10 protein-coding genes are annotated in these 11,310 nt (G+C 66.3%); 8 read left to right on the top strand and 2 right to left on the bottom strand.

What is annotated here, in order from left to right; all coding sequences use genetic code 11:
* The first annotated feature begins 117 nt into the window (after window positions 1–117).
* Window positions 118–1,083, top strand: a complete 966-nt coding sequence (locus AB0H49_RS20710; RefSeq protein ID WP_357253620.1) for an alpha/beta hydrolase — start codon at window positions 118–120, stop codon at window positions 1,081–1,083.
* 458 nt (window positions 1,084–1,541) lie between these two features.
* Complete coding sequence (locus tag AB0H49_RS20705) at window positions 1,542–4,499, top strand: protein kinase (protein WP_357253618.1); 2,958 nt, start codon at window positions 1,542–1,544, stop codon at window positions 4,497–4,499.
* A 9-nt stretch (window positions 4,500–4,508) separates the two neighbouring features.
* On the opposite strand, the gene AB0H49_RS20700 is transcribed toward AB0H49_RS20705, so the two are convergent.
* Window positions 4,509–4,985 carry a PaaI family thioesterase gene (locus AB0H49_RS20700; protein WP_357253616.1) on the bottom strand — a complete coding sequence of 159 codons (477 nt, stop codon included), beginning with the start codon at window positions 4,983–4,985 and terminating at the stop codon, window positions 4,509–4,511.
* A gap of 687 nt (window positions 4,986–5,672) precedes the next feature.
* On the opposite strand from AB0H49_RS20700, the gene AB0H49_RS20695 reads away from it, so the two are divergent.
* Both AB0H49_RS20695 and AB0H49_RS20690 read left to right on the top strand, forming a co-directional pair.
* A complete protein-coding gene (locus AB0H49_RS20695; RefSeq protein WP_357253614.1) occupies window positions 5,673–5,948 on the top strand; it encodes a transposase in 276 nt (91 codons plus the stop codon).
* Window positions 5,936–6,169, top strand: coding sequence for a hypothetical protein (locus AB0H49_RS20690; protein WP_357253613.1), 234 nt, complete (start codon window positions 5,936–5,938; stop codon window positions 6,167–6,169). The genes AB0H49_RS20695 and AB0H49_RS20690 overlap by 13 nt, the downstream gene beginning before the upstream one ends.
* Here the strand turns inward: AB0H49_RS20690 and AB0H49_RS20685 are convergent.
* Window positions 6,156–6,749, bottom strand: a complete 594-nt coding sequence (locus AB0H49_RS20685; protein ID WP_357253611.1) for a helix-turn-helix domain-containing protein — start codon at window positions 6,747–6,749, stop codon at window positions 6,156–6,158. The two genes, AB0H49_RS20690 and AB0H49_RS20685, sit on opposite strands and share 14 nt — an antisense overlap.
* 82 nt (window positions 6,750–6,831) lie before the next feature.
* On the opposite strand from AB0H49_RS20685, the gene AB0H49_RS20680 reads away from it, so the two are divergent.
* From AB0H49_RS20680 to AB0H49_RS20665, 4 genes are read left to right on the top strand one after another with little or no spacing between them, the layout of a single operon-like run.
* Window positions 6,832–7,434 (top strand): SRPBCC family protein, encoded by a 603-nt coding sequence (locus tag AB0H49_RS20680; protein ID WP_357253609.1) that lies wholly within the window; start codon window positions 6,832–6,834, stop codon window positions 7,432–7,434.
* Window positions 7,434–8,942 carry an aldehyde dehydrogenase family protein gene (locus tag AB0H49_RS20675; RefSeq protein WP_357253607.1) on the top strand — a complete coding sequence of 503 codons (1,509 nt, stop codon included), beginning with the start codon at window positions 7,434–7,436 and terminating at the stop codon, window positions 8,940–8,942. Before AB0H49_RS20680 ends, AB0H49_RS20675 begins: the two co-directional genes overlap by 1 nt.
* Complete coding sequence (locus AB0H49_RS20670; protein WP_357253605.1) at window positions 8,939–10,405, top strand: NAD(P)/FAD-dependent oxidoreductase; 1,467 nt, start codon at window positions 8,939–8,941, stop codon at window positions 10,403–10,405. The genes AB0H49_RS20675 and AB0H49_RS20670 overlap by 4 nt, the downstream gene beginning before the upstream one ends.
* On the top strand, window positions 10,402–11,286 hold the full coding sequence (locus AB0H49_RS20665; protein ID WP_357253603.1) for a short-chain dehydrogenase/reductase: 885 nt from the start codon (window positions 10,402–10,404) through the stop codon (window positions 11,284–11,286). Before AB0H49_RS20670 ends, AB0H49_RS20665 begins: the two co-directional genes overlap by 4 nt.
* The last annotated feature ends 24 nt before the right edge of the window (window positions 11,287–11,310 follow it).

The following is an 11,310-nucleotide window of genomic DNA, read 5'->3' as shown; positions in this document are numbered from 1 at the left end:
ACACCGTCGGCAGCGGATCCCAAATGGAACGTGAGCTCATGGTCATATGTCTCAGTCACGTGACTATGATGGTGAGGCACAGATCACTACTTGTCAACGACTTGCGAGGTTTCCGAGATGAACGACAACGCTCCCGCCTGCTGGGACCTGCTCGACGACAATGCCAAGGCCGCAGCCGGGATGATCGCCTATGTCCTGCGGAAACCGCTCCGTGAGCTGGGCCCCGAGCAGGCCAGAGGGCTACTGAACACGACGCCGTCCGCCGAGCCGATCACGCCGCTCGACCATGTCGGACAACTGACCGTGCCGACCCGCGCGGGTGCGATCCGAGCTCGTCTGTACCGCGCGGACAGTGCCGGTCCGGACGGCGACAGCCCCGCCCTCGTGTACCTGCACGGCGGAGGATTCGTCCTGGGCACCCTGGACGGAGTCGACGAGCTGTGCCGTGCGATCGCCGCCGGATCCGGCTGGACGGTCGTGTCCCTGGACTACCGCCTCGCTCCCGAAAACCCGTACCCGGCAGCGCTGGAAGACTGCCTCGACGCCTACGCGTGGCTGACCCGCACGGCGCCGGAACTCGGCATCGATCCGGAACGCATCGCGATCGGCGGCGACTCCGCGGGCGGCAACCTCGCCGCCGCCCTGTGCCTGCACCGACGCGACGAGCACAACCCCCTCCCCGTGACCCAAGTGCTCGTCTACCCCGCCGTCGACGGGACATTCACCGCGCCGTCGTGGTCCGAATTCGCCGACGCGCCGCTGCTGAGCGCCGCGGACGCGCGCTGGTGCTGGGACCAATACGTCGGCCAAGGACACCGGGCGGACGACCACCTCGCGGCACCCATGCGCGCCGAGTCGCTGCACGGCCTGCCGCCCGCGCTGATCCTGACCGCGGAGGTCGACCCGATCCGCGACGACGCCGAGGCGTACGCGGCACGGCTGCGGCGCGACGGGGTCCCCGTCTCGCTGACCAGGTATCCCGGCGTCTTCCACGGCTTCTTCACCGAGCTCGGCGTGTTCGCGCAAACGAAGCAGGCGATCGACCAGGTGTGCCTGCACCTGCGCGAGGTCGCGCGGGCCTAGCTGTATCCCTCCGACCCGAAGATCGGCATCGATGAGTCACTTCGAAAACGACATCCTGGAATTCGCCGCCGCGTGGGCCCCGTACGGTGGCAACGACGAAGAGGCCTATCTGCGTTTCGGCCTCACTCCCAGAGAGTTCCACCTGCGCCTGATGCACCTGCTGGCATCTCCGGTCGCGCGCACACTCGGCAGCTCGACGATTGTCGAGCTCCGTAAACAGTGCCTCGACCGATTGCACAGGAGCACAGCTGGGAGAGTTCTCCCCCCGGGGAGGAGAACGCGGACCTGACCGGTGTCCGCGGTTCGGGGTGTCGTGCCCGGCACGTCGCATTGCCCGGGTGGCGTCGGCACCGGGCGAGTCTCTGTCCCGCGACGGTGAGCCTCGAAACCGGCCAGGTCGGATCGCGCGCTGCCGTGGGTACGCTGGACCTGCACCCGGAGTGAATCGTAGGTAGCCGATGCCGGAGGCCGATCCTTTCACAACGCAGCGCGACGTGGGCCCCGCCGTCGGCTCGGAGATGCATGCGGCCGGGTTCGACGAGGCCGACGAGATCGGCCGCGGTGGATTCGGCGTTGTCTACCGGTGCGTCCAAGCCGAGCTGGACCGGACGGTCGCGGTGAAGGTGCTCACCGCGCATCTCGACGAGGACCGGGAGCGGTTCGTGCGCGAACAGCGGGCGATGGGCCGGTTGACGGGTCACCCCAACATCGTCGGCGTGCTGCAGATCGGCGAAACCGCCAGCGGTCATCCCTATCTGGTGATGCCGTACTACCGGCGCGGTTCTCTGGAGGCGCGCATTCGCAGGCACGGTCCGCTGCCGCTGGCCGATGTGTTGCGGCTCGGGGTGAAGATGGCCGGCGCGTTGGAGACCGCGCACCGCGCCGGGATCCTGCACCGCGACATCAAGCCGGGCAACATCCTGTATTCCGACTATGGCGAGCCCGCTTTGACCGACTTCGGAATCGCGTATGTCACCGGGGCGTTCGAGACCGCGGCAGGCACATTCGCCGGTTCGCCCGCGTTCACCGCCCCGGAGATCCTCGGCGGTGATCCACCGAGCGAGGCGTCCGATGTCTATGGACTGGGGTCGACGCTGTTCTGCGCGCTCACCGGGCATGCGGCGTACGAGCGTCGCACCGGCGAACAGGTGGTGACCCAGTTCCTGCGGATCGCCACCGAGTCGGCCCCCGATCTGCGTGACAACGGCATCCCCGGCGATGTCGCCGCCGTCGTCGAAAAGGCCATGGCGCGGGATCCGCGCGACCGCCCCTCGACCCTCGCGTTGGGCGAGCAACTCCGGCAGCTCCAGGAAAAGTTCGGCTTCCCGCTCGACGAGGCGGCAGTCCAGGGCGTGGCCGAGCCCGACCAACCGGCGCGGCGCCCGATCGCGCGGCCAGGCTTCCGCTCCAGGCCGAGTATTCCGCTGGAGCTGACCAGTTTCGTCGGCCGTGGCGCGGAACTGGCCGAGCTGAAGAAGCTGCTCGCGACGTTCCCGCTGGTCACGGTGACGGGGGTGGGCGGGGTTGGCAAGACCCGGCTCGCGCTGCGCGCCGCTGTCGAGGCGGAAGGAGCCTTTCCCGACGGGGTGCAATTGGTCGAATTGGGTGAACTCCGCGACGGGTCCGCAGTGGTCGACGTGGTCGCCGCCGGCTTGGGTCTGCGCGACGACGCGGCCACCCCGTTGCAAGCAGTGCTGATCGAATACTTGCGTCCCCGCAAGGTGTTGCTGGTGCTCGACAACTGTGAGCAGGTGGTCGAGGCCGCGGCGGAAGTCGCCGAGACGCTGCTGCGCGCCTGCCCCGATCTGCGAATCCTGGCCACCAGCAGGGAAGGGCTCGGCATCGGCGGGGAGGCGGTACTGCCGCTGTCCCCGCTGACGGACGACGCGGTGACCCTGTTCGCCGAGCGCGCGGCCGCCACCGTGCCGGGATTTGCGCTGACCGAGAAGAACGAGGCCACCGTCGCCCGGATTTGTTCCCGGCTGGATCGGCTGCCCTTGGCGATCGAGCTGGCGGCTGCGAAGCTGCGCGCCATGTCGCTCGAACAGATTCTCCAGCGGCTGGACAACCGGTACGCGCTGCTGACCCGTGGCAGCCGGGGCGCCCCGCAGCGGCAGCAGACGCTCGCATGGAGCGTCGGCTGGAGCTATGACTTGTGCACTCCGGCCGAGCAGCGGCTCTGGGCGTCGCTGTCGGTATTCGCGAGCAGCTTCGAACTCGAAGCGGCAGAAGCTCTTTGCGGTGCGGAGCATCCGGAGGATCTGATCGATCTGTTGATGTCGTTGGTGGACAAGTCGATTCTGATCCGAACCGAATCGGACGGTGTAGTGCGCTTTCGGCTTCTCGAGACCCTGCGGGACTACGGCCGCGAGAGAATTCGGGACGTGGGCGCGCATCTCGAACTGCGTCGCAGGCACCTCGAGTGGTACCGGCGGTTGACCCGTGCGGCGGCGGCCGAGTGGTTCGGCGTCCAGCAGATCCGTTGGATCGAGCGCCTCGACCGGGAACTACCGAATCTGCGCGAGGCGATCGAGTTCGCCGTGACCGACTCCCCCGAGATCGCATCCCGTATGGCCAGTGACCTGGCCCTGTTCTGTGCGACCCGCGGCCTGCTCGGCGAGGGGCGCCGCTGGCTCGACCGGGCGCTGGCCGCGACGCCGCACGAGCCGACACTCGAACGCGTCGCAATGCTGTTCAACGCCAGTGTGCTGGCAGGCAATCAAGGTGATGTGCAGGCCGCGGCCGCTCGGGCGCAGCAGGCGCGGGCGTTGACCGAGCGGCTGACAGTTCCCTCGGCGCGTGCACTCGTCGACGTCGCCGAGGGATTCGCGGCTCTCCTGCGAGGCGATCCCGATCGCGCGTCCGGACTCCTCGGCGGTGCCGTCGAAAAGTGCCCTGATCTCGTGTCGCAGGCGACCGCGCTGGTACTGCTCGGACGAGCACACGACTCGCGCGGCGATGCGCAGGCGGCGCTCGCCTGCAATCTCAGGGTCCTCGAATTGTCGGAAGCCCACGGCGAATCGGTGATCCGCTCCTGGGCGTTGTGGAGTGTCGGCATCGACAGCTGGCGCAAAGGCGACCGCGAACGGGCGGCCGAACTGCTCGAGCGCGGGCTACGGCTGACTCATCGGCTGCGGGACGCGAGATCCGCCGCGTCGTATCTGGAGGTGCTTGCCTGGAAAGCCGCCGAGGACAGTGAGCCGGTGCCTGCCGCGGTTATGATGTCCGCCGCAGAGGCAATGGGTGGCACCGTCGGCAATTACGCATTCCTCTTTCCGAATCTGCCTGTCTTCCATCAGGAGTGCGACCAGCGCGTCCGTAACGCGATCGGTGCGCAAGCCTACGATGCCGCCTGCGAGAAGGGCCGTTCGCTGACCCTCGACGACGCGGTGGTCTACGCCCTCGGCGAGGGATGAGCAACGCGGTCACGAACCTTCACGACTCGCGGGGGACACCGGTGACGGGTTTCCGGCGAGGGGGAGTTCGATATTGCGCATCGTGACCAACGATGTCGCACACCACGTTTCCTCGCCCTGGTCGACGCCGAAGACATCAGCGGCTGCGACGGTGATCGCCTTACCGGGCTTCACGACCCGCCCGCGCGCCACCAGCTTTTCACCTCGCGCAGGCGCGAGAAGTTTGACCGTGTAGTCGACCGTCATATTCACCCACCCGGCAGGCAGCAACGTGCCCGCCGCCGATCCACCGGCGAAGTCCGCGAGCGAACCGATCACGCCACCCTGGAAGTTGCCGTTGTGCTCGGTCAACTCGACGCGATACGGCTGAACGATCTCCACCTCGCCCCGGGCCACTCGACCGAACGAGAAACCCAGATGCCGCGCCGCGGGCATGCTGAGCACTATCTGCGCGAACTCCGGATTTTCCGTTTGTCGTTCACTCATCGCATTCCTCCTGTGCGTGCCGCCGACGCTCCACCCGCCGGTCCTGTGGGGGCAGCTACTCCGCGCGCTCCGGTCGCTCCCAGAATCGTGACATGAACTTGACGTCGCGCTCAAGTGTTGCGCACTCGGGAGTGGACCGAGATACACGATTTGGCAATGGTTCTCGAGTTCGTCCTATCGCGGGGTGGAAAGCCCCCTTACGCATCGATATTGGGCTCATCGGGCCCGCTTGGAACCCGTCCGACCTGCATGGCCGGGGATGTGCCGACGGCACGCGAAAGCTGATCGCCGCAGCGGGAACGCAATATTGCGTTTTCTGTTGTGTTCTTGCATCTGTAAGAGTCCACGGCGCGCTGCACGGTTGCAACGCGAATGTGTTCATGTCGAGCGAGATTACACCCCCGTACTCTCCTCGGGTGGCTGCGTGGTCCAGGGCCCGCGTCTGCGGGTCGCGCATTCAGGCTCTGGCAAGCTCGCATCGCCGGTACGGTCAGCCCGTAAATCCCATTCCACCAATATGATTCCGAGGATAATGCGAGGCAGTTCGGTGGCATCGTGCCGCGAACCCTGCGAAGGTTGCGGGGTTGGTCTAGGTAGCCGCCGAGGCTTCCTAGCGCACGGGACTGCTGCACGGATAGGTGACAACCGAGATGGCTTGCCGAGAGGTGGGCCTGAGAGGATGTCGCTGTGCCCAAGCCCTACCCTCGTGAGTTCCGCGACGACGTTGTGCGGGTCGCTCGCAACCGCGACGATGGTGTGACGCTCGAGCAGATCGCCGCCGATTTCGGGATCGACCCGATGACGCTGTCGAAATGGATGCGCCAAGCCGACGTCGACGAGGGCACCAAGCCCGGCACCAGCAGCAGCGAGTCTGCCGAGTTGCGGGCGGCGAAACGGCGAATCCGGTTGCTGGAGCAGGAGAACGAGGTCCAAAAACGGGGGACGGGCTCGTGTCCGCGCTGACCGAGTTCGTTGAGGTTCGCTTTCGCGAATTCCCGCTGATCACAGCAGTTGTCGATGCCAGCATCGGCGACGCGGCGGTGGCGGAGAGGGTCGAAACCAACCCGCAGCGGTTCATCGACGACGAGTCAGTCCAGGTCATCGAAGCGGCTCAGGCGCGCAGCGTGCTCCGTGCCGACCTTCTTGCCCCACGAGATCGAGTCCAATTCCTCACCGGGCGATGATCGGAACCAGATGCCGCAGTGCGTAGTCGCGGAGCTGTTCTTCGGTGTCGAGGGGAATCCGGCCATGGGGAGCGAGGAGGACCGAATGAGCCAGGCGGCAGACGGTTTCGGCGCGGGCGGTGAGGTCGTCGTGGTCAGCGAGCAGGCCGGCGCTGACCGCGGCGCGCAGCATCGTTTCGGTGGTGGCGATGGACATCGGGAAGGTGCCGGCGCTGTTGATCGTGAGAGCCAGGACCACGCGTTCGGGTTCGAGGGTCAGTAGGCGGTTCACCAACGGGTGGGTGCGCCAGTGGGTGACCACGGTGACGAACAGATCGGCGACGAGGTCGTCGAGGTTGTCGTGGCGGTCCGGTAGCGCGGTGAGATCGGACATGACTCGGGCGACCTCGCGATTGAACACGGCATTGACGATGTCGTCGCGTGAGCCGACACGGCGGTACACGGTGGCGCGGTCGAGTCCCACTCGGCGGGCGATGTCCTCGGTCGTCGTCTTCTTGATGCCGACCTCGACGAACTGATCGAGCGCGGCATCGAGGATCCGGGTTTCTGCTGGGGTGACTGTGCTCGGTGCCGCGGCCATAGGGCAAACGGTAGCAATTCGAGTGACGACCGTCAGTTTGCAACAATGCTCGTAATTCGTTGCAGTAATGCGCTAGGCTGGCGTGGCAAGTTGCGATGTGCCGCTTTTAGGCCGCATATCGGCAGGTGACGGCCCGACCATGGGCCGTCGAAGACAGGAAGGACCGAGCGCTTCGATGTCCCCCGCGTTCTCCTTGAAGGAATCCGATGACGAATTCCTCGCCGGCGCGAGGAACCGGCATGTTCACGTCGTTGACGTTCCGGCGCCGCTGAGTGAGGTCTGGGCCTGGTTGAGCGCGGATGATGCGCTGGTGTCCTGGTCGCCTCTGATCAGCGGGCATCGGTGGACGTCGCCGCGACCGTTCGGCGTCGGCGCGACGCGGGTTGTCACCCTCGGACACGCGGTGGCGTTGACCGAGCGGTTCTATCGCTGGGACGAGCAACAGCGCATGTCGTTCTCGGTCGAATCCGCCTCGATCCCGGGGTTGCGGCGATTCGCCGAAGACCTCCAGCTCGCCGCGACGGACTCTGGCACCCAATTGACATGGACATTCGCGGTCGAGGGAGGCCGGATGCTCCAGCCGCTGCTGAGGGCGATGGATTCGGTCACGAAACGGATCACCGCCTCCATCGCCAACGGCATTGTTCACCGGGCGGGAGCTCCGGTGGGAGCGGGGAACGAATGATGGCCACCCGAGAACGTTCCGGCAGTTCGCAGGTGGGGGCCTCCACCTTCGATGTGCGTAATCCGGCGACGGGGGCGGTGGTCGGCACGTACCCGATACATACCGCCGCCGAGGTCGATGAGGCCGTGGCACACGCCCATCAGGGTGCGGTGTGGTGGGAGGCGCTCGGGTTTCGGGAGCGGGCTCGGCGGTTGAACGCCTGGCGCGCCGAAATCGCCTGGGGCCGAGAGGAACTCGCGCAGTTGATGCGCCAGGAGATGGGCAAGCCGATCTCCGACGCGAAACTCGAGATCGCGATGGCACTCGAACATCTGGCGTGGGCGGCGGCGAACGCGGAGCAGGTGCTCGGCCGGCGGTCGGTGGCCCCGAGCCTGCTGACTCTGAATCAGGCTTGTGCGGTGGAGTATCGCCCGTTCGGCGTCGTCGGGGTGATCGGACCGTGGAACTATCCGGTATTCACCCCACTCGGGTCGATCTCGTTCGCCCTGGCCGCTGGCAATGCGGTGGTGTTCAAGCCCAGCGAATTCACCCCCGGCGTCGGGAAGTGGCTGGTCGCGGCGTTCGCACGGGCGGTGCCCGAACAGCCTGTGTTGCAGGCGATCACCGGATTCGGCGAAACGGGCGCGGCGCTGTGTCGAGCCGATATCGGCAAGATCGGTTTCACCGGCTCCGCTGCGACAGGCAAGAAGGTCATGGCCGCCTGCGCCGAGAACCTGACGCCCGTCCTGATGGAACTCGGCGGCAAGGACGCGCTGATTGTCGACGCGGATGCCGATGTCGACGCCGCCGCGGACGCAGCGGTGTGGGGTGGGATGTCCAATGCGGGGCAGACCTGCCTGGGAGTCGAACGCGTATACGTCCACACGGATGTCTACGAGGAATTCCTCATCGAACTCCGCGCCCTCGCCATGCGGCTGCGGGCAGGGACGGGGGCGGCGAAGATCGGCCCGGTCACCATGCCGAAACAGCTCGACATCATTCGCGGCCATATGAAAGACGCGCTGTCGCGTGGTGGCCGGGCCGTTCTGGGTGGGCTGGACAGCATCGACGGCCACTTCGTGCAGCCGACCATCCTGGTGGACGTGCCGGAGGATTCGGCCGCCGTTACCGAGGAGACATTCGGACCGACCCTGACCGTTACGCGGGTGCGGGACATGGATGAGGCGCTCGAACGGGTCAATGCCAGTACCTACGGGCTCGGCGGCACGGTGTTCTCCCGTCGCAACGGCCGGGCGATCGCCGACCGGATTCGCGCGGGCGGCGTCTCGGTCAACGCGTTCGTCGCGCACGCCACCATCCCCAGCCTGCCGCTGGGCGGCGTCGGCGGATCGGGATTCGGCCGCGTGCACGGACCGGAGGGACTGAAGGAGTTCGCCTACGCCAAATCAACCACGCAGCAGCGGTTTCCGTCACCCCTGGCGCTGACCACCTTCACTCGTACCGAGACCGTCGACCGAATCGTCGACCTGCTCGTGTCCGTACTACACGGAAGGAAGGCGAGGCGATGACCGACCCGATCGAACATAGGCAGATCGCGATCATCGGCGCGGGCTTCGGCGGCATCGGGTTGGCGATCAAGCTGCGAGAAGCGGGGTTCGGTGATCTCGTCGTGATGGAACGCGCCGACGACCTGGGCGGCACGTGGCAGGCCAACACCTACCCGGGATGCGCCTGCGATGTGCCCTCGCACCTGTACAGCTACTCGTTCGCGCCGAATCCGGGTTGGTCGCGCACCTACGGGCGGCAGCCCGAGATCCTCGAATACATCCGGTCCGTCGCGGTGAAGCACGGTGTGGACCGCGATATCCGATACAACTGCGAAGTGCTCGAGGCGCGGTGGGACGAGCAGGAGGCCCTCTGGCGGCTCGACACCGCCGGTGGCCCGCTGACGGCGGACTTCCTGCTGTCGGCCACGGGTGTTTTCGCCGAGGCGAAGTATCCGGTGCTGCCCGGACTGGAGAACTTCGAGGGCACGACGTTCCACTCCCTGCACTGGGATCACGACTACGACCTGGCGGGCAAGAACGTCGCAGTCATCGGTACCGGTGCCTCGGCAGTGCAGTTCATTCCCGAGATCCAGCCGAAGGTCGTCTTCCTCACCGTGTTCCAGCGCTCGGCGCCATGGATCATGCCGCGGCTGGATCGCCGCACCAGTTCGGCGACACAGCGACTTCTACGCAGTGTCCCGTTGGTAGGCAAAGCAATTCGCGGAGCCTGGTACGTGGCGATCGAGGGCTTCGGCTCGGTCGGGTTCATCGACAACCGATTCCGGCACCCGTACGAGGCCATCGGCAAACTGCAACTGCGTCGTCAGGTACGCGACCCGCAGTTGCGCCGCAAGCTCACGCCGGACTACATGATCGGTTGTAAGCGGGCGATTTTCGCCGACGCGTACCTGCCAGCGCTAGGGCGGCCCAACGTCGATGTCGTCACCGACGGCATTGCCGAGGTGCGGGCTCGATCGATCGTCACCCGGGCGGGCGTCGAGATACCGGTGGACGCGATTATCTACGGCACCGGGTTCGAACCTCTTGCTGCCGCATACGACCGAATAATCGGGTCCGAGGGCGTCTCTGTGGGCGAGGTGATGCGTAAGCAGCGGCAGAGCTATCTTGGCGCGGCCCTCGCGGGCTTTCCGAACTTCTTTCTCACGCTGGGACCCTTCGGCGCGGCCGGTAATCAGTCCGCGATCTTCATGATCGAATCCCAGATCACCTACATCGTGGAGGCGCTGCGAAGGGTACGTGCCGTCGGTGCCGGGCGAATCGAGGTCCGCCGTGAGGCGCAGGACGCGTTCGTGGCGGAGATGGAGCGGCGCAGCGCGGACACAGTGTGGCTCACCGGAGGTTGCCAGAGCTATTACACGACACCCGACGGTCACAATTCCGGGCTCTACCCCAACTGGAGCTTCGAATACCGCCGTCGCACCGCGACATTCGATCATGCATCCTACGAGGTCAGCCACCTATGAACAGAACGCTTCTCGGTCCGGTCCGAAAGTCCGCGCCGCCGCCGTACGACGTACGGGGTAAGACGGTGCTGATCACCGGCGCCGGCCAGGGTATCGGCCGCGAGCTGGCGAGAATTCTGCACCGTCGCGGCGCCCGCGTCGCCGCCGTGGACGTCGATGAACGGTCGGTGCGGGCCGTCGTGTCGGAACTCGGGTCCGCCGCCCTGGCCGTCGTCGCCGATGTGCGGGACCGTGCCGCGATGCAGGTGGCGGTGCAGGACACCGTCGAGCATTTCGGTCGTCTCGATATCGTCATCGCCAACGCGGGGGTGACGCCGAATCCGGCCACGGTTCGTGTCATGGACGACGCCGACTTCGACCGGGTAATCGGGATCAACCTGGTCGGCGTGTTCAATACCGTTCGACCAGCGCTGGAACATGTCATTGCGGTCTCCGGGCACGTGGTTGTCGTTTCGTCCTGCGCCGCCTTCGCACCCGGTATGGCCGGGTCCCCCTACATGGTGAGCAAGGCAGCCGTCGAACAGTTCGGCCGTGCGCTGCGTGTCGAGCTGGCGGCCTGTGAGGCCAGCGCCGGGGTTGCCTACTTCGGTCTCGTAGAGACCGAGATGACGCACGCGATGCTCGACCGAGACGATCTCGGCCACGCACTGGAGGCCTTTATGCCCTGGCCGTTGAACGTTCGGATTACCGCCGCCGAAGCTGCGACGGTAATCGCTGAGGGCATCGAGCGTCGCGCGCCGCGGACCATAGCGCCGCGCGGTTGGCAGCCCTACGCGCTGCTGCGGGGTGTGATCAATGTCGTGATAGACGCGCACCTCGCCGCCAACCCGAAGGTCAAGGATCTCCTGCGCCGGGTCGAGCAGCGAGCGACTACATCATGACCGCCCCAACCCCAGAAAGCCAAC

The sequence above is a fragment of the Nocardia sp. NPDC050713 genome (assembly GCF_040654315.1).
In the GTDB taxonomy this organism is placed as follows: domain Bacteria; phylum Actinomycetota; class Actinomycetes; order Mycobacteriales; family Mycobacteriaceae; genus Nocardia.
This window is presented reverse-complemented; position numbering and strand designations above follow the sequence as displayed.